Below are 18,438 nucleotides of genomic sequence, written 5' to 3' on the forward strand. Positions count from 1 at the left end.
TTGAGACCACGGTTCCAAACCGTGGTCCCTTGTCTGCTGCTATTTTTAGCGGTCGGCATTGTAGGTGTCATTGGTCACATTGGTGCTGCTGTGACCAGCCAGCAAGCTGATTTCCTTGGGTGTCAGCTTCTCGCCGTTTTGTAGCTTGCGGATGATGCCTGACAGGTCTTGGTCAATGGCAACTTTCTGTTTTTCAATCTCGGTCGTCTTCAACCCGAAGACCTTGGCAAGCTTGAAGTTGTTGCCTTCGGCTTGACGCAGATTGTTCGTGATGGCGGTCCTTCTCGTGTCATGGAAGTAAAGCCGTTCTCTTTCATTATCGTAGTAGCCAAGTTGTTTTGTTGCTTCAACCCAATAAGCGCGCATGTTGAAGTAGGTAAGCTTGAAGACTTTGCCTTTTTCTTTCCTTCGGTCGTTTAGGTATTCAAGGAAAGATGGCTCAATGGGGATGTCACGGGGCTTTCCGTTTTTTGTCTTCGGGATCAAGACGGTCTGATTTTTCCAGTCAATGTTTTCCCATTCCATTGAAAGACACTCAACACGGCGGCAGCCTGAGTAGATGCACTGGATGAAGCAATAGTAGGGCTCTTGGTTGGCCTTCATTTGTAGGTATTCTGCAATCTTCAATGTTTGTTCTTCATTGATGATGGTTCTTCTACTGTTGTCTGGCTTGGGCTTCTCGTTTCTGGGAAGTTTCTTGACGGGGTTTTCAAGGCCATCTTCAAATTCAGTGAAGTATTTATAGGCGTGGGTGAAAGCCCCCGAAATTGTAGAAAGCTCACGAAGTAGGGTGTTTGCCTTCACCTTTCTTGCCTTGATATAGGCAATGATGAGCTGCATATCTACTGTCTCAACGAAAAAATCGCCAAACGGAATTCCGTCCTTCATGTAGTCAAAGGAATCATTTCGGGTTTGCTCGATAATTGCCTGAACAATCGTCTTGCTGTACTTGTACTTGTTGATCCGCTTGTGAATCAGCTCGTAGGGAATCTTGAACTCAGGAATGGCCCTTAGACTGCGATTTTGATTGGTCTTGTAGGAGTTGGGGCTTTGTTTGGACAGGTGTTGCTTGAAGTGCTCTGCCAAGAGCATTCTCATGGTGATCTTGTTCGCTTCGGCGATCAGGTTCTCTACCGTGGCCATGCCCGATAGCTCTTTTTCCTTCTGAGCTTCCCAATCCTTGGCTTCTCGCTCGGTATCAAACAGCTTGGTATGAGCCTTGCCGTTGTGCTTTACCTGGGCACGGTATTTGACTACTGTGATGTTCCGCTTGGTCTCTGGGTTCTTGCGGGAATACTCAACGGTATAGACGGACATGCTAACCCCTACGTGTGATGTGGCTGCAAAAGTGTGCGGCCGCCGACTGCTGAAAGCCAGATCGGCACAAAGAAAAAAGTTTGTGCCAAATTTGTGCCGCGTTCAAGAAATTTGTGCCGAAAAGTCTGTTAAAAATCGTCGTAAGTCGTTATTTCATAACAAAGTCCAGTGCTTTAGTGACCGTTTCAACAAGGCCCAGCAGGATGCTTTCCTGCCTTTCGTGGAACAGGGGTTGGTCACGCTGGTGGGCGCGACGACCGAGAATCCGTCCTTCGAGGTGAATTCGGCGCTGCTGTCGCGGGCCGCGGTTTATGTGCTGCAGCCCTTGAGTGCCGGGGAACTGGCTGAGCTTTTCGCGCGGGCGCGTGCCTTCGCCTGCCCAGAGCTGGTTTTCGAGGACGATGCCCGCGACCGCCTGACCGGTTTTGCTGATGGCGACGCGCGGCGCATGCTCAATCTGCTCGAACAGGTGCATACGGCGGCCACGACGGCCGACGTCAATCCCGTCACGCCGGCCTTCATCGACGAAGCCCTGTCCCGCAACCTGCGTCGTTTCGACAAGGGTGGCGAAGCTTTCTACGATCAGATCTCGGCGCTGCACAAGTCGGTGCGCGGCTCCGATCCCGATGCGGCACTGTACTGGCTGTGCCGGATGCTCGATGGCGGTGCCGAGCCGCTCTACATGGGGCGGCGTCTGGTGCGCATGGCCATCGAGGACATCGGCCTGGCGGATCCGCGGGCGCTGGAAATCTGCCTGAACGCCTGCTCCACGTATGAACGGCTGGGCTCTCCGGAAGGAGAGCTGGCGCTGGCTCAGGCAGCGGTTTTCCTGGCCTGCGCAGCCAAATCGAACGCGGTATACAAGGCGTATAATGCGGCGCGAAAGTTCGTGGCCGACGATGTGTCCCGCCCGGTACCGATCCACCTGCGTAACGCGCCCACCAAGCTCATGAAGGAGCTGGGTTACGGCAAGGCCTACCGCTACGCCCACGACGAGCCGGGTGCCTATGCAGCGGGAGAGAGCTACTTTCCGGAAGGGATGGCGAAGCCGGGCTGGTATGTGCCGGTCGAGCGGGGCATGGAGGCGAAGATTGCCGAAAAACTGGCCCGCCTGCGCGAACTGGATCGGGACTATGCGGCCCGCGCAGGCGACGGTAAGGCTTAGTGCGAGACGGGATGGCTCGCCATGAAGCGATCGCGGGCTGCGCGGAAACGCTGGGCGCGGGTACGATCGCCGCTTTCCTCGGCTTCGTCCACCAGATCGCGCATGAACTGGGTCAGCATCAACGTCCCTTCGGGGGTCTGAACCAAGCCGCAGGCAATCTGGGCGGCCGCTGCCTCGGGAATGTCGTGATGTTCGGCGATGATGGCAACGTCTTCGTCGGTCAGGTCGCAGTAATCCAGGCAGTCGCGGATGGACAACATTGGTGTCTCCTTCAATGGATTTGGTCGCAGGAAAACAGCGCCGTCTATGGACGCCTTTTCTTTAATTGTGACCGTTGAGTTCGTTAAATCAAGAAAACTTTGACTCGAAGCGAGCTATTAACTTCTTGATTTCTATTGTTTCTGGTGTCTCGGGCAGCGTCGCTGATGGTGCGCTGCAATATAACTGAAAACCGGAAGTCGTGTTCGGCAATTTCCGAATCTGACGTCCAGACCTGCTAGCTTCTGATTTGAATAGGGATTCCCATGCTTGATGTGCAATTGCTGCGTACCCGCCTGGACTTTGTTGCAGAGCGTTTGGCGACGCGTGGAACGACGCTCGACGTAGCCGCCTTCCAGGCCCTCGAGGATGAGCGCAAGGAGCGCCAGACCCGCACCCAGGAACTTCAGGCCCGCCGCAATGCCCTGTCCAAACAGGTTGGCCAGTTGAAGAGCAAGGGCGAGGACGCCTCTGCCGTGCTGGCCGAGGTGGCGGGCATCGGTGACGAGTTGAAAGCCAATGAGGCTGCCCTTGCCGAGTTGCTTGAGCGTTTCAACGCCTTCATCGCGGGGCTGCCCAACCTGCCCCATGAGAGTGTGCCGGTGGGCCGCTCAGAGGAAGACAACGTGGAGGTGAGCCGCTGGGGTACGGTGCCGGGCTTCGATTTCGAAGTGCGCGATCACGTGGACATCGGCGCCCGCCTGGGGGGGCTGGATTTCGAGACCGCGGTGAAGATTTCCGGCGCCCGTTTCACGCTCATGAAGGGCGGCCTGGCCCGTCTGCACCGGGCGTTGGCCCAGTTCATGCTGGACACCCATACCGGCGAGCATGGCTACACCGAGCTCTATGCACCTTACCTGGTCAACGCGGACAGCATGTACGGCACCGGCCAGTTGCCCAAGTTCGAGGAAGACCTTTTCGCGGTGCCGAAGGCCGACGGCAGCAAGTTCTACCTGATCCCGACCGCCGAAGTGCCGGTGACCAACATAGTCCGCGACGAGATCGTGCCGGCCGATGCGCTGCCATTGAAGTTCGTCTGCCACACGCCGTGCTTCCGTTCCGAAGCCGGCAGCTATGGCCGGGACACCCGCGGCATGATCCGCCAGCACCAGTTCGACAAGGTCGAACTCGTCCGCATCGAAAAGCCCGAAAACGCCTGGGCGGCGCTGGAGGAGCTCACCGGCCATGCCGAGACGATCCTGCAGAAGCTCGAGCTGCCGTACCGCAAGATCGTGCTGTGCACTGGCGACATGGGCTTCGGCGCGGCCAAGACTTACGACCTGGAAGTGTGGCTGCCGGCGCAGAACACCTACCGCGAGATCTCGTCCTGCTCGTGTTTCGAGAGCTTCCAGGCCCGTCGCATGCAGGCCCGCTTCAAGAACGCGCAAGGCAAGAACGAGACCCTGGCAACCCTCAACGGTTCCGGTCTGGCTGTTGGGCGCACGTTGGTGGCGATCCTCGAGAACTACCAGCAGGCCGACGGTTCGGTGCGTATCCCGGCGGTGTTGCAGCCGTACATGGGGGGCGTGACGGTGCTGCCTGCCACGCTGTAACTTCATGAGCCGGGCGGGCGAGAGTCCGCCCGGTTTTCAAATTACCGTCCAAGCTGTATATTAGAAAACATTAATTTTCTAAATTTAGAGGCTGATCGTGGGCGGTAAATCGTTTGTTCAGATCACGGGCGATCTCTCCAAGGGGCTCGCAACGTTGCGTTCCGAGATTCCGGAAGCCATGAGTGCCTTCAACACGTTGGCCAAGGAGTCGATGAGAGCTGGCGCGTTGAGTGCGCTGCAGAAGGAACTCATCGCGCTGGCGATCGGCGTCGCGGCGCGCTGTGATGGCTGTATCGCTTTCCACGTCAAGGCGCTGATCCGGCTTGGCGTGACTCGGGAGCAATTGATGGAAACACTGGCCATCTGCACCTACATGGGGGGCGGTCCGAACCTCATGTATGCGGCGGAGGCGGTGCGGGCTTATGAGGAATTCACCGCTGAGCAAACAAAAATCGCCGAATAGCTGGCTTTTCCCGCGAAGTGTTATATAATCGCGGCCTTCGAGCGGAAAGGTGGCAGAGTGGTCGAATGCGCCGGACTCGAAATCCGGTATACGGTTCTCCGTATCGAGGGTTCGAATCCCTCCCTTTCCGCCATGGTTCAAGCAAAAAGCCCTGATTTTCAGGGCTTTTTGCTTTTCTGCGGGCGCCTCGTGGGCAAGCATCGGGTTTCTTTGCGTGAAGGCCTGGCGAAGGGCTCGCGAATTGTGTGCGTCCTTCAAATTTCAGGTCCGATCCTTATGCAAGCACTGCTCGATGCCATTGCGGAAATCACCATGCCGGCGGACGCCGGGCGTGTGTTCCACGGGCGGGGTGGGCTGTTCCCGGGCTGTGAGCACTGGACGCTGGATGTCTATCCGCCGGTATGGGTGCTGACCAGTTTCCTGCCCGCATCCGAGGCCGAGCTGGAGGCCGTCCACGCGGCCTTGTCCCGCCGTTGGGCCGAGGTGCATCCGGAGCTGCCGCTGAACTGGGTCTACCAATATCGTTTCGAGGCGCGAGCCGAGACCCGGTTGATGGCAGGTAGTGTTCCGGATCCCCACGTCGTGGAGGAGAAGGGCGCGCGCTTTCGCGTCCATCTGCTGAAGGGGCTCAACCATGGCTTCTTTCTGGACATGGCCGAGGGGCGGCGATGGGTTCGCGAACACGTGGCCGCACGTCCAGGGATGAAGGTGCTCAACCTGTTCGCCTACACCTGTGCTTTTTCCGTCGTGGCTTTGCAGGCTGGGGCACGGGACGTGACGAATGTGGACATGAGTGATGGCGCCCTGGCGATCGGCAAGCGCAATCACCTGCTCAACGGGCTTACGGAAGGTGCGCGCTTCCTTCCCCATGACATCTTCAGCTCGTGGGGCAAGATTACCCGTGGCGGCCCGTACGATTTGATCGTCCTGGACCCGCCCAGCTATCAGAAGGGCAGTTTCGTCGCTGAGAAGGACTACGTGCGGCTGATGCGGCGTCTGCCGGAGCTGCTGGCTCCAGGCGGGCATGCGCTGCTGTGCCTGAATTCGCCGAAACTCGGCGTCGCCTTTCTGCAAGAGTGGATGCAGGAGGTCGCGCCCCAGTTGCATTTCGAGGGGAGGCTGGCCAACCCTGCCTCGTTCGCTGACATTTCCGATGAGCGCGCATTGAAGGTGTTGGTTTACCGCACAGCGGACTGACCCTGTTCCGTGGCGTTGGGGGTTGGGGTTGAACGTCCGGTGTCGGATGTCCGTTCGCCTGCCAGCCTTGCCCCGCGTCCAGCTGAAATTCCACTGCGCCCAGCCCGTGGAGCGGTTACAGAATGTGGTGCTGAGCGTGCGGGTTGGACTTGTGCCCCCTGGTCTTTCCAAGCCGCGCAGCCCGTTATGGTGTTGTATCGGGCGTACAGATTCTGATGGACGGGGGCAGGAATAGCGGGCGTATTTCTTACTGTTGCAGGTACTTTCAGGAGCGCAGATTCTGGTCGATGGCCCACACGGCGGCCTCGAGACGGGAGCGGAATTTGAGCTTCTTCAGCAGATTCTTGATATGCACCTTGACGGTGCCTTCCGCGATGTTGAGATCGCGGGCTATCAGTTTGTTGGACAGGCCGCTGGCCAGGCAGCCGAGAATGTCCTTTTCCCTCTCGGTCAGCGGTGCGACGCTGCGCTCCGCGGCCTGGGCTTCTTCGCGCAGGGAGCGGGCGAGCAGTCCGTTGAGGCTGGGGCTGATGACGATGCGGCCGCGCTGGGCCTCGACGATCTGGGCGAGGAGTTCCTCCGGCTCCATGTCCTTCAGCAGGTAGCCGTCGGCGCCGGCGCGTATTGCCGCCACCAAGTCGTCGGCGGCGTCCGAGACGGTCAGGATCAGGATGCGCGCGGCCAGATCGGCATCGCGCAGGGCCTTCAGGGTTTCGATCCCGTTCATGCCCTTCATGTTGAGGTCGAGCAGGATCAGGTCGGGCTCGAGGGCCCGGGCCAGTTCGAGGCCTTCCTCGCCGCTGGAGGCTTCGCCAATGAGGTGCAGTTCGTTGTTGAGGGCGATCAGCTGGGAAACGCCTTTGCGGAACAGGGGATGGTCGTCGATGATGATGACGGAGCTGAGGGCGGGTGTTGTCATGGCAGCTTTCCTTGGGTGGGCGCCTGGTGTTCGTTGATCGGAGGTGTGGCGGGGAAGCGCAGTTCGACATGGGTGCCGCCGCCATCCCGGGGGCTGACGGCAATCTCGCCGTCCAGGCTCTGGGCGCGGTCGCGCATGATCACCAGGCCGTAGCGGTGCAGGGGCATGGCCTGCGGGTCGAAGCCGACCCCGTCGTCGTCGATGCTGACGCGCAGCAGCCCGCCGGCTGCGTTTTCCAGGCAGACGTGGACGTGCGCAGCGCCGGCGTGGCGTTCGATGTTGGAAAGGGCTTCACGGATGATCTGCAGAACGTGGATCTCCCGGCTCGGGGGCAGGGCGATGCCGCCCAGGCGGTTGTCGAGCACCGGCGTAAGACCGGTCCGTCGGTGAAAATCGCGCACGGCGTCGTCGATGGCTGCCGGCAGGCCGCGACCATCGATGCGTAGACGGAAGGTGGTGAGCAGTTCGCGCAGTTGCCGATAGGCCTCGCTGAGGCCGTCGCGCAGTTCGCGCACCACCTCATGGACAGGCTCCGGGGTCGGGGCGCGGCCGAGCATGGTCTGCAGCCGGGTGACCTGGATCTTCAGGTAGGAGAGGGACTGGGCGAGGGAGTCGTGCAGCTCCCGGGCGATCACCGAGCGCTCGTCCAGCAGCGCCAGGCGGTGCTGCTCCTCGTTGCGCTGGCTGGTTGCCAGGGCGGCGCCCACGTGACGGCCGACTGTTTCCAGCAACTCGATCTGCCACGCGGCGAGGGTCTGGCTTGCGGGCTGGGCCAGCAGCATGGCGCCGTGGCTTACGGTGCCGTCGAAAAGGGGGACCGAGATCAGCGGCAGGTTCCCCGCGACGTTTTCAAATGTACGGACCTGTCCGTCGGCCTCGCTGCCGGTGCTCTGGAGCAGAGCCTCCAGCGCCGGCAGCGCCGTGGTGTCGTCGGCCGGCACGATATCCACGTACTCGGCTTTTTTCAGGCACAGGGCGACAGCACGGATGCCGATGACTTCATCGACCTCCTGCAGGACCTGCAGCAGCGTTTCTCGGGTGGCGGTCTTTTCGGACAGGGCGCGGGTGGTGCGGTACAGCAGACGGAGCGACTGGTTGCTGAGGGCCAGTTCCTCGGTCTTTTCCTGTACCCGGCTTTCGAGCTGTGCGTAGAGTTGGGAAAGGTCCTCCACCATGTAGTTGAAGGCCTCGCCGAGCTGTCCCAGTTCGTCGGGCTCCCGTTGCGGCACCCGCACGCCGAAGTCGCCGCGGCGGACGATGCGGGCCGAGGTCAGCAGATGTCCCAGCGGTTGCACGACGTGCCGTTTCAGCTGGAACACCGCGCTGGCCCCGACGATCAGCAGCAGGATCAGAGAGATGCCCTGCACGATGCGCAGGAGCTGGAGTTTGGCTTCCAGACCTTCTTCGACGAGGGCGACCAGGCGGTCGATCTGCCCGACGATGTCCTCGGTGGCCGACTGTACTTCCCGGTCGCTGGCGCGGCCGACGGCGGACCGCTCAGCCACCGGGCGGAAGCGCTGTTGCCAGGTGTCACCCACCGTGACGTAAGCGCGCCGCACCGGATCGTCGGGTCGGGACGGGATCACCCGGATCAGACCGGTGCTGCGGTAGCGGGTATCGAACTCGGCGAGGGTGGCGGCAAGCTGCGTCGGATCGTCGCGGCGACCGGCGGCAGCGCCGACGACGTAGGACTGCATGCGTAGCGACCCCGCCAGATTGATCGCCCGGGCTTCGCCGGACGACAACTCGGCCACGGTGATCGAGGCAAGGATCGACACGGCGGCGAGACAGGCAATGGCGGCGATCCAGATACCCAGGCGGCGGACGACCGACGGGGCGCTCGCCGGGCCGGGGCCTGCGGCAGAACGAGCGAGATTCAAAGCGGTGACTCCTGAACATGTCTGCAGCCGCGATTGTGCGTCCGCACAGCCCTCCGGCGCGACTGCCGGCTTCGGGCGGGCCATGGAAAATGGTAGTAGGAAATGGTGTCGGCAGGCTTTCCCAGAAAACCGGCAGGGCTGCCCGATATGGTGATCAAATCATATAAAAAACAATGGCGTGCCAGTGATTTTTGTCTATTTTTCCATTACCTCTTTGGAGGTAATTTACGCGTTTGTACTGGGTTGGCAACTCTGATCTAAATCAAACTTCGGGCCGGTTTTGACTTCTAGACTGCACTCCATATCAACGGGGCGCGATCATTTTTCCGGCGACCCCGACATGAGATCTGCGAGGTGAGCGATGCATACCAGTTTTGACGATCTGAGCCTGGTTCTGGGTGAGATTTCCTTGTTCCGTGGGCTGCCTCCTTCCGTTGTGGGCGAGGTGGCGCGGGCATCGCAAGTGCTCAGTCTGCCCAAGGGACGAATCATCTACGCCGCTGGCGACCGGCCCCGTGGCATGTTCTACGTGATGTCCGGCCATCTGAAGACGGCGGTGTCGTCGCCGGAGGGAGGCGAGAAGGTCATCGACATCCTGACTCCGCGCAAGGTCTTCGGCGTAGCGGAACTGTTTGGCGATGCTGCCTGTGTGTCCACCGTGGAAACGGTGACGCCGGTCGTCCTGCTGGCGGTCGGGCGGGACGGTGTATTCCGGGCCATGGAGCAGGAGCCCGATGTGGCCCGCCGCATGCTGAGCGCAATGGCCGAGCGTCAGTCGTCCATCGAGCGGGATATTGCCGCAGACTGTTTCCAGAGTGGCACAGCCAAGGTCGTGGACTATCTGGCCCGCCTGGCGGCGGAGGGCGGGTGTGGCACCGGCCAGATCGAACTGGAGCTGGAGATTCCGAAGCATGTGCTGGCCGCACGTCTCGGTTTCACCCCGGAAACCCTGTCACGTATCTTCCGGGAGCTGTCGGATGCGGGAATGATCCATGTCCATGGCAAGCAGGTGACACTGATGGAGATCTTTGCGCGCCAGCATCTGGGCCGGCCTGCGCTACGGCGGGAGAGTCCGGGTTTTTCCCGGCGTACGGGACGGGAGGCCGGGAACTGGTTCGAACGCGCTGCCGGTACCCGTGTGGGCAGGATGGTGGCCTGGGGGTGAGCCCGGCCTGATACGGGGGCTGGCGCGTTCTGTTCCGGCCCGTCCTTGGGGTATCCTTGCCGCCTTGTCCATGTGTAAGGTGAATTGGATGCTGGTCGAGGATTCCGATTTCGACTGCCCGGTGCCGGGACTTCCCCTCAGCCGCCAAGTCTTCGTGAACGATGCGCTGGCGGCGGGCTATGCGCTGGCTGTCCGCCCGCGCAGCGGACAGTCTGTGATTCAGACCTCGTCCGATGGCCTCGTGGCCGGCGATATCCACATCCGTGGCAGCGACAAGGTGGCCGTACGTGCTTATTGGGTCCAGCCTGCCGGGAAGGGGCCTTTTCCTACGGTGCTGGTGGTGCAGGAGATCTTCGGTGTCCACGAGTACATCCGCGACACCTGCCGGCGCCTGGCCCGCCAGGGCTATCAGGCGATCGCACCCAATCTGTTCCAGCGTCATGGCGACCCGATGGGCATGCCCACTGTCCAGGAACTGATGTCGGACATCGTTGCGGAGGTGGCGGACGCCCAGGTGCTGAGCGATCTGGATGCCTGCGCCGCGTGGGCGGCGGCGAACGGTGGAGATCCGGGGCGTCTGGGCCTGACCGGGTTCTGCTGGGGAGGGCGGATCGCCTGGCTGTATGCGGCGTACAACCCCCGGCTGAAGGCGGCGGTTGCCTGGTATGGCCGTCTGAAGGGTTCCTCCAGCCCGATGACGCCGCACCATCCCGTGGATCTCGCCCGGGCTCTGCAGGCACCGGTGCTGGGCCTGTATGGCGGGAAGGACCCGAGCATTCCAGTAGAGGATGTGGAGGCGATGCGCGGGGGGCTGGCGGAGGCCGGCAAACGGGCCGAGATCGTGGTTTATCCCGAGGCCGGCCACGCTTTCCACGCCGACTACCGGCCCAGCTTCAGGGCTGTAGATGCGTCCAACGGCTGGGGACGCATGCTGGAATGGTTCCGCGCCAACGGCCTGTGAACGTCGGCGCGGGCACTGCCCGAACTAACCCCGCAGGCTGATTACCGGCCAGCCGAGGGTGGTGGCGTGGGCGCGCAGCGTGTCGTCCGGATCGACTGCCACCGGATCGGAGACCTTGCCCAGCAACGGCAGGTCATTGTGGGAGTCGCTGTAGAACCAGCTGCGCTGGAAGCTGCCCCAGCACAGGCCGAGGCTTTCCAGCCAGGCCTCTACCCGTTCGATCTTGCCCCCCTTGAAGGCCGGCGTGCCGCGCGGCTTGCCGGTGAAGGCGCCATTCTCCTGGGCCGGGATGGTGGCGACCAGGTGCGGGATGCGGAAGGCGCGGGCGATCGGGCCCGTTACGAAGCTGTTGGTTGCCGTCACGATGGCGACGACGGCACCGGCGTCGAGATGCTTGTTGACCAGCGCCACCGACTGGGGTGTCATCATCGGCCGGATGCGGGTGTCCATGAACTCCTGATGCCAGGCGTCTAGCTGCTCGCGGCTGTGGCGGGCCAGCGGCTTCAGCTGGAAGTCGAGGAACTCGAAGATGTCCAGCGTGCCGGCCTTGTACTGGTCGAAGAACGTCTGGTTGCGAGCTTCGTAGACTTCCTTGTCGAGCACGCCGCGGGAAATCAGGTATTGGGCCCACTCAAAGTCCGAGTCGCCGGCGAGCAGGGTGTTGTCCAGGTCGAAGAGTACGAGTTCCATCGGGGGCTCTGTTCAGGAAGATTCTTATAGTGTGCTGTCCCGCTGCAGGATTTCCCGCAGCAGGGGGAGGGTGATCGGGCGCTTGCGTTCCAGCGAGGCCGCGTCGAGGGCGTCGAGGGTGCGCAGCAGGCTGGCCAGGTCGCGGCGGCCGTGGCGCAGCAGGTATTGCACGATTTCCGGTTCGAGGCGAAGCCCACGGGTGGACGCCTGCGCCTCCAGAATGGCGTGACGGTCCTCGTCGGTGAGGGCCTTGACCTCGAAGACCAGGCACTGGCCGATGCGGGTGCGCAGGTCTTCGCGCAGATGCAGGTGCAGGGGGGCCGCGCAGCCGCTGGTGATCAACGTCATGCGCAGACCACGGGAGGCGTTGAAGGCGCGGAACAGGGCGATCTGGGCCTCCGGGCCAAGGGCCTCCACGTCGTCGATGGCCAGCAGCAGGCCGGGGGCTTCGGGCAGATAGTTGCCGACGTCCCCCGCGCGCAGGTAACAGGCCGGTCGGCCGGCCTGGGCTGCGGCGCTGACGACACTGCGCAGCAGGTGGCTGCGTCCGCTGCCGGGGTCGCCCCACAGGAACAGGTGCTGGGGCACGTCCGACATGGGAACCGCCTCGTAGAGCGAGGCGAGCAGGTCGGCATTGGCCGCGGCGACGTAGTTCTCCAGTAGCGGAGGGGTGTCGGAGTGCAGATCGAGAGTGAGTTGCTTCACGGGGCGCTCTCGCGGGAACGCACCTGAAAGGGGCGGTCGGGCGACATTTCGGCTAAAATTCGGGTTTATTTGCGTGCGCAGGGCGGTGGACCCGGTCTTTTGCGCCGCAAGGCCCGTAATGTAGCCGGTCGCGGCGGGGCGCTCAACCCGAAGAGCGTATTCCTGCGGTGCCGGGTACCTGGCGGGCGGCCCCGCAATTTTCTTGAAAGAAGATCACAGAACCCATGAGCTCCCTTACTTATCGCGATGCCGGTGTGGATATCGATGCCGGCGATGCCCTGGTCGACCGTATCAAGCCCTTTGCCAAGCGCACCATGCGCCCGGAAGTGCTGGGCGGCATCGGCGGTTTCGGCGCCCTGTTCGAGATCTCCAAGAAGTTCAAGGAGCCGGTGCTGGTGTCCGGCACCGACGGCGTCGGAACCAAGCTCAAGCTCGCCTTCCAGCTCAACAAGCACGACACCGTTGGCCAGGATCTGGTCGCGATGAGCGTCAATGACATTCTCGTGCAGGGTGCCGAGCCGCTGTTCTTCCTCGACTACTTCGCCTGCGGCAAGCTGCACGTGGACACCGCCGCCACCGTCGTCGAGGGCATCGCCCGCGGCTGTGAGCTGTCCGGCTGTGCGCTGATCGGTGGCGAAACCGCCGAGATGCCGAGCATGTACCCGGACGGCGAGTACGACCTGGCCGGCTTCGCGGTCGGCGCCGTCGACAAGTCCAAGATCATCGACGGCTCCACGATCCGTCCGGGCGACGTGGTGCTGGGCCTGGCTTCCAGCGGCGCCCACTCCAACGGCTACTCCCTGATCCGCAAGATCATCGAGGTCAGCAAGCCCGATCTGGAAGCCGATTTCCACGGCCGCAAGCTGAAGGACGTGATCATGGAGCCGACCCGGCTCTACGTGAAGTCCCTGCTGGCGCTGATGGAAAAGCGTGATGGCCTGGTCAAGGGCCTGGCCCACATTACTGGCGGCGGCCTGCTCGACAACGTGCCGCGCGTGCTGGCCGACAATCTCACCGCCGTCCTCAAGAAGGATGCCTGGACCCTGCCGCCGCTGTTCCAGTGGCTGCAGCAGGCTGGCAACGTGGATGCCCAGGAGATGTACCGCGTCTTCAACTGCGGCATCGGCATGGTCGTCATCGTTGCCAAGGAAGATGCGGCAGCGGCCGCCGAGCAACTGCGTGCCACCGGCGAGACGGTGTACGAGCTGGGCACCATCGAAGCCCGCGCCGAAGGCCAGGCCCAGACCGTGGTGGTTTGATCCTGCGGGGCCGCGGCCCCCGGAATATGCGTTCGATCAAAGCGGGCCCGTGTGGCCCGCTTTACATTTGTGGGGTGGAATCCACGCCGGGTGGCTTCCTTAACGCAGCTTTACGGTGGCCTAACCGCGGCTTACCCGCAGAAAGGCAATGATCGGCCGGTTGCTGCACAGCGTGTGCAGCCCTTCCGTTCCTCCTTATGTCGATCGAACCCCTACGCCGCTTGCCGGTGGTGCTGGCGTGCTTGCTGGCCGCCTGCGCTAGCGTCGGCCCGGACTACCGGGCCCCCCGGCCCGATGTGCCGGCCACCTGGCAATCCGTACCCGTGGAGGGTATGCGGCCGGCCGACCCGCAAGCCCTGGCCCGCTGGTGGTCCCAGTTGGCTGACCCGCAACTGAGTGCTCTGGTGGACGAGGCGCTGCAGTCCAACCCGGACTTGAGGAGCGCCCGTGCCGCGCTGCGTGCTGCCCGGGCCAGCCGCGACCTGGCCTCGGCCAGGCGCTTTCCCACCGTCAATGCCTCGGCAGGGGGGAGCCGCAGCACCGCCCTCGGCGCCACGCGATCACTCTATGAGGCTGGCTTCGACGCGGCCTGGGAGCCGGACGTCTTCGGCGGCACCCGCCGGGCGCTGGAGGCCGCCGAGGCCGATCTCGAGGCGGGCCTGGCCGACCTGCACGCCACCCAGGTGAGCCTGACCGCCGAAGTGGCCCTCAACTACATCGAGCTGCGGGCCTTCCAGGCGCGCCTGGCGATTGCCCGCGACAACCTGGCCAGCCAGTCCGAAACCCTGCAGATCACCGACTGGCGTGCCCAGGCCGGGTTGGTTGGCAGCCTGGACGTGGAACAGGCGCGCAGCAACCGGGAAAGCACCCGCGCGGCGATTCCAACCCTCGACACCGGCCGCGCCGAGGCCGAGCACCGCCTGGCGCTGCTCACCGGACGCACGCCGGGCAGCCTGCACCAGCGGCTGGTCGTGGCGGAGGGCGCCCGCAGCGGACTGCTGCCGAAACTGCCAGAGGCCACCGGCCTGCTGATCCCCGCCGAGGTGCTGCGCCAGCGCCCCGATGTGCGCGCCGCCGAGCGGCGCCTGGCGGCCGAGACAGCCCGCGTCGGGCAGGCGGAGGCGGCGCGGTATCCGTCCTTCAGCCTGTCCGGCTCGATTGGCCTGCAGGCCCTCGGCTTATCCACTTTCAGCGGCGGCGGGCAGGTGGCTCGCTCGCTGGCCGCCGCGGTCAGTGGACCACTGTTCGACGCTGGCCGCCTGCGCGCCCAGGTCGAGGTACAGGACGCGGTGCGCGAACAGCAGCTGGCGGCTTACGAGAAGACCGTGCTGACCGCGCTGGAGGACGTCCAGAACGCCCTTGTCGCCCTGGCCAACAGCCGCCAGCGGCGCGAGGCCCTGGCCAGCGCCGCCGAGGCGGCCCGCAATGCGGCGCTGCTGGCGCGCCACCAGTACGCCTCCGGTCTGATCGACTTCCAGACCGTGCTGACGACCGAGCGCAGCCTGCTCAGCATCGAGGACAGCCTGGCCTCGGCGGAGGCCGAGCGCGTGACGGCGCTGATCCAGCTCTACAAGGCCCTCGGTGGCGGCTGGTCCGCCGACCGCGCCGAGGCCGCTCCCCAATCCGGAAACGACGCATGAACAAGCCTGAATCCCCGTCCGCGGACGCCCTCCGCGAACTTGTGCTGAAGAGCGCTCAGGGCCGCTTCGGCGGCCTTCGCCGCCTGCTGATCGGTGGCGCCATGGCCGTACTGGCGTTGGCCGCCGGTTTTGCCCTGCTCGGCACGGGGGGCGACGACGGCCCCCATTACCGCACCCAGCCGGTCCGCAAGGGCGAACTGGTCATCAACGTGTCGGCCACCGGCAATCTGCAGCCGACCAACTCGGTGGATGTCGGCAGCGAGCTGTCCGGCATCATCGAAACGGTGCTGGTGGACGTGAACGACCACGTGAAAAAGGGGCAGGTGATTGCCCGCCTCGACACCTCCAAGCTCAAGGACCAGGTGCGCCAGTCGAAGGCCGACCTGGCGGCGGCCGAGGCAAAGGTGCGCCAGGCCCAGGCGACGGTGGCAGAAACCGCCGCCAGCCTGGCCCGCCTGCGCGAAGTGGCGCGCCTGTCCGGCGGCAAGGTGCCGTCGAAGGCCGAGCTGGACAGCGGCGAGGCTGCTGCGCTGCGCGCCGTGGCCGACCAGAAGGCCGCCGAAGCCGCGGTGGCGTCGGCCAAGGCGCTGCTCAGTACCTACGAGATCAGCCTGTCGAAGGCGACCATCCATTCGCCGATCGACGGCATCGTGCTGACCCGCAAGGTCGAGCCGGGCCAGACCGTAGCGGCGGCGATGACCGCGCCGGTGCTGTTCACGCTGGCCGAGGACTTGCGCCGCATGGAGCTGCAAGTGGATGTAGACGAGGCCGACGTGGGCAAGGTGAAGGAGGGGCAGGACGCGCGCTTCCACGTGGATGCCTGGCCGGGGCAGAACTTCCCGGCGACGGTAACGCGGGTCGGCTGGGGCTCCCAGACCAAGGACCAGGTGGTGTCCTACCTGACCATCCTGGCCGTGAAGAACGACGAGCTGATGCTGCGCCCGGGCATGACCGCCACCGCCGAGATCACCACCGCGCGCCGGCAAGACGTCCTGCTGGTACCCAACACCGCGCTGCGCTTCTCGCCGCCGGTCCAGCGGGAAGCCCAGAAGCGCAGCCTGCTGGCCAGCCTGACCCCCCGCCCGCCGGCGGCGCCACCCAAAGCCGCGTCGGACGCGGCCGCCAAGGACGGCACCCAGACCCTGTGGGTGCTGAAGGATGGTCAGCCGCTGGCCGTGAAGGTGAGCGTGCTGGGCAGCAACGGCCAGGTTTCCGAGGTTCGTCCGGTGGATGGGGACGCGGCGCTGCCGCCCGGCGCCGAGGTGATCACCGAAGCCCTGGCGGCGAAAAAATGAGCGAACCGCTGATCGTCCTCACTGGGGTCACCCGCAGCTTCGGCAGCGGAGCTGCGGCTTTTCAGGCGCTGCGTGGTGTGGACCTGGAGATCGAGGAGGGCGATTTCGTCGCCATCATGGGGCCCAGCGGTTCAGGGAAATCATCGCTGATGAACATCCTCGGTTGCCTCGATACGCCCACCGGCGGTAGCTACCGCTTCCGCGGCCTGGCGGTGGAGAGCCTCAACCGCGACCAGCGGGCGATGCTGCGTCGCCACGCGCTGGGCTTTGTCTTCCAGGGTTTCAACCTGCTGGCACGCACCTCGGCCCAGGAGAACGTGGAGTTGCCGCTGCTCTATCGCGGCGAGCCGGTGGCCCGGCGTCACGAACTGGCACGCGCGGCACTGGCCTCGGTCGGCCTGTCGGGCTGGGAGCACCACACGCCGGCCGAGCTGTCCGGCGGCCAGCAGCAGCGCGTGGCGATCGCCCGCGCGCTGGTCACCGGGCCGTCCCTGCTGCTCGCCGACGAGCCCACCGGCAACCTCGACACCGAGCGCAGCCGGGAGATCATGGACCTGCTGGCCGGCCTCAACCGGGACCAGGGAATCACCGTTCTGATGGTCACCCACGAGCCCGACATGGCCGAGTACGCGCACCGCATCGTGCGGCTCGTCGATGGGCGCATCGCCAGCGACACGCGCAAAGCGGCGTCGCCCGCAGAGGAGGGGGCGCAATGATCTGGAATGCGCTGCTGCTCGCCTTGCGGGAGATCCGCCGCAACCTGATGCGCTCCTTCCTGACCATCCTCGGCATCGTCATCGGCGTGTCGGCGGTGATCACCATGGTCACCCTCGGCAACGGCGCGACCCAGGCGGTGTCGGACCAGATCGCCAGCCTGGGCAGCAACCTGCTGATCATCCGCCCCGGTCAGCACCTCGGCCCGGGGCGGGACTCTGCCGGCGCCGCCCAGTTCAAGGTGGCCGACGTTGAAGCCCTGCGCAACCAGGTCAGCGGGCTGGCGGCGGTGGTGCCGGTGAGCAGCAAGAGCGTCACCCTGGTGGCGATGTCGCGCAACTGGTCGTCCGGCGTCACCGGCACCAGCCGCGACTGGTTTGCAACTGGCAAGTGGCAGATCGCCGGCGGGCGGATCTTCAACGAGGCGGAGGAGCGCGCCGGTGCAGCGGTGTGCGTGATCGGCGACACCATCCGTCGCGAACTGTTCGGCGGACAGGATCCGGTCGGCCAGCAGATCCGCGTCAAGCAGTTCTCCTGCGAGGTGATCGGCCTGCTGGCGTCCAAGGGCCAGTCCACGATGGGCAACGACCAGGACGACCTGGTGGTGATGCCGCTGCGCACGGTGCAGCGCCGCCTCACCGGCTCGGTGGACGTGGCGACGCTGATGGTGTCGGTGCGCGACGATGCGTCCATGGATACCGCCAAGGAGCAGGTGACCTGGCTGATGCGCGAGCGCCGCCACATCGGCCTGGGCGACAACGACGACTTCGCGGTGATGGACACCCGCCAGATCGCCGAGACCCTGTCCGGCACCACCAAGGTGATGACCGGCCTGCTCGGCGCAGTGGCGGCGGTGAGCCTGCTGGTGGGCGGCATCGGCATCATGAACATCATGCTGGTGTCGGTCACCGAGCGGACCCGCGAGATCGGCATCCGCCTGGCCATCGGCGCGCTGGAGCGGGAGGTGCTGCTGCAGTTCCTGATCGAGGCGGTGGCGCTGGCTTCCCTCGGCGGCATCGTCGGCATCGTGCTGGCCACGCTGGCATCGATCGGTGGCGCGGCGCTGATGCACGTGCCCTATCTCTTCAATCCGGGCATCAACCTGTTGTCCTTCGGTTTCTCGGCGGCCATCGGTGTGCTGTTCGGCTATGTGCCGGCGCGCCGGGCGGCCCGCCTCGACCCCATCGAGGCCCTGCGCCACGAATAGGCCAAGCCTTGCCGGCGGCACTGGCGCGGCGTCGATGACGTACCCGTGCC

General features: G+C 64.1%; 16 protein-coding genes, 1 tRNA gene and 1 pseudogene. 12 read left to right on the plus strand and 6 right to left on the minus strand.

The genetic code is table 11. The features are described from left to right. Positions 1-45: 45 nt before the first annotated feature. The gene (locus B4920_RS16975) at positions 46-1,317 is read right to left on the minus strand and encodes a site-specific integrase (RefSeq protein ID WP_024569565.1); all 1,272 of its coding nucleotides are present in this window, start codon (positions 1,315-1,317) and stop codon (positions 46-48) included. Between the two features lie 181 nt (positions 1,318-1,498). Between B4920_RS16975 and B4920_RS16980 the strand changes: the two are divergent. Beyond that, positions 1,499-2,482, plus strand: a pseudogene (locus tag B4920_RS16980) (replication-associated recombination protein A); the annotation flags it as partial. Here the strand turns inward: B4920_RS16980 and B4920_RS16985 are convergent. Continuing rightward, positions 2,479-2,742: a hypothetical protein gene (locus B4920_RS16985; RefSeq protein ID WP_079435810.1), complete on the minus strand. Its 264-nt coding sequence runs from the start codon at positions 2,740-2,742 to the stop codon at positions 2,479-2,481. The pseudogene B4920_RS16980 and the gene B4920_RS16985 sit on opposite strands and share 4 nt — an antisense overlap. A 264-nt stretch (positions 2,743-3,006) precedes the next feature. Between B4920_RS16985 and serS the strand changes: the two genes are divergently transcribed. The 4 genes from serS (at position 3,007) to B4920_RS17005 (ending at position 5,953) form a co-directional block, all read left to right on the plus strand. Then, positions 3,007-4,293, plus strand: a complete 1,287-nt coding sequence (gene serS / locus B4920_RS16990) for a serine--tRNA ligase (RefSeq protein WP_079435811.1) — start codon at positions 3,007-3,009, stop codon at positions 4,291-4,293. 97 nt (positions 4,294-4,390) lie between these two features. After that, entirely contained in the window at positions 4,391-4,756 is a 366-nt protein-coding gene (locus B4920_RS16995) for a carboxymuconolactone decarboxylase family protein (RefSeq protein WP_088179490.1), read from the plus strand. 43 nt (positions 4,757-4,799) lie between these two features. Beyond that, positions 4,800-4,889: transfer RNA gene (locus B4920_RS17000), tRNA-Ser, on the plus strand. Then, complete coding sequence (locus tag B4920_RS17005; protein ID WP_216819919.1) at positions 4,889-5,953, plus strand: class I SAM-dependent methyltransferase; 1,065 nt, start codon at positions 4,889-4,891, stop codon at positions 5,951-5,953. Before B4920_RS17000 ends, B4920_RS17005 begins: the two co-directional genes overlap by 1 nt. Positions 5,954-6,218: 265 nt before the next feature. On the opposite strand, the gene narL is transcribed toward B4920_RS17005, so the two are convergent. Next, positions 6,219-6,872 (minus strand): two-component system response regulator NarL, encoded by a 654-nt coding sequence (gene narL, locus B4920_RS17010; protein WP_079435813.1) that lies wholly within the window; start codon positions 6,870-6,872, stop codon positions 6,219-6,221. Continuing rightward, on the minus strand, positions 6,869-8,752 hold the full coding sequence (locus B4920_RS17015; RefSeq protein WP_161493323.1) for a histidine kinase: 1,884 nt from the start codon (positions 8,750-8,752) through the stop codon (positions 6,869-6,871). Before B4920_RS17015 ends, narL begins: the two co-directional genes overlap by 4 nt. 361 nt (positions 8,753-9,113) lie before the next feature. Here B4920_RS17015 and B4920_RS17020 point away from each other — a divergent pair, with 361 nt between their 5' ends. Further along, positions 9,114-9,917: a Crp/Fnr family transcriptional regulator gene (locus B4920_RS17020; RefSeq protein ID WP_079435815.1), complete on the plus strand. Its 804-nt coding sequence runs from the start codon at positions 9,114-9,116 to the stop codon at positions 9,915-9,917. A gap of 88 nt (positions 9,918-10,005) precedes the next feature. Then, on the plus strand, positions 10,006-10,878 hold the full coding sequence (locus B4920_RS17025) for a dienelactone hydrolase family protein (protein WP_088179491.1): 873 nt from the start codon (positions 10,006-10,008) through the stop codon (positions 10,876-10,878). A gap of 24 nt (positions 10,879-10,902) precedes the next feature. On the opposite strand, the gene B4920_RS17030 is transcribed toward B4920_RS17025, so the two are convergent. Continuing rightward, entirely contained in the window at positions 10,903-11,568 is a 666-nt protein-coding gene (locus tag B4920_RS17030) for an HAD family phosphatase (protein ID WP_079435817.1), read from the minus strand. Positions 11,569-11,592: 24 nt separating this feature from the next. Continuing rightward, a complete protein-coding gene (hda, locus tag B4920_RS17035; protein WP_079435818.1) occupies positions 11,593-12,273 on the minus strand; it encodes a DnaA regulatory inactivator Hda in 681 nt (226 codons plus the stop codon). Positions 12,274-12,497: 224 nt separating this feature from the next. Here hda and purM point away from each other — a divergent pair, with 224 nt between their 5' ends. The 5 genes from purM to B4920_RS17060 all read left to right on the plus strand — a co-directional run bounded on the left by purM (position 12,498) and on the right by B4920_RS17060 (position 18,388). Continuing rightward, entirely contained in the window at positions 12,498-13,532 is a 1,035-nt protein-coding gene (gene purM, locus B4920_RS17040) for a phosphoribosylformylglycinamidine cyclo-ligase (protein ID WP_088179492.1), read from the plus strand. Positions 13,533-13,729: 197 nt separating this feature from the next. Next, positions 13,730-15,172 carry an efflux transporter outer membrane subunit gene (locus B4920_RS17045; protein WP_079435820.1) on the plus strand — a complete coding sequence of 481 codons (1,443 nt, stop codon included), beginning with the start codon at positions 13,730-13,732 and terminating at the stop codon, positions 15,170-15,172. Then, complete coding sequence (locus B4920_RS17050; RefSeq protein ID WP_173862674.1) at positions 15,169-16,467, plus strand: efflux RND transporter periplasmic adaptor subunit; 1,299 nt, start codon at positions 15,169-15,171, stop codon at positions 16,465-16,467. The genes B4920_RS17045 and B4920_RS17050 overlap by 4 nt, the downstream gene beginning before the upstream one ends. Continuing rightward, on the plus strand, positions 16,464-17,183 hold the full coding sequence (locus B4920_RS17055; protein ID WP_079435822.1) for an ABC transporter ATP-binding protein: 720 nt from the start codon (positions 16,464-16,466) through the stop codon (positions 17,181-17,183). Before B4920_RS17050 ends, B4920_RS17055 begins: the two co-directional genes overlap by 4 nt. Beyond that, positions 17,180-18,388 (plus strand): ABC transporter permease, encoded by a 1,209-nt coding sequence (locus B4920_RS17060; protein WP_079435823.1) that lies wholly within the window; start codon positions 17,180-17,182, stop codon positions 18,386-18,388. The genes B4920_RS17055 and B4920_RS17060 overlap by 4 nt, the downstream gene beginning before the upstream one ends. Positions 18,389-18,438 lie beyond the last annotated feature (50 nt).

Source organism: Zoogloea sp. LCSB751, assembly GCF_002028455.1.
Classification (GTDB): domain Bacteria; phylum Pseudomonadota; class Gammaproteobacteria; order Burkholderiales; family Rhodocyclaceae; genus Zoogloea.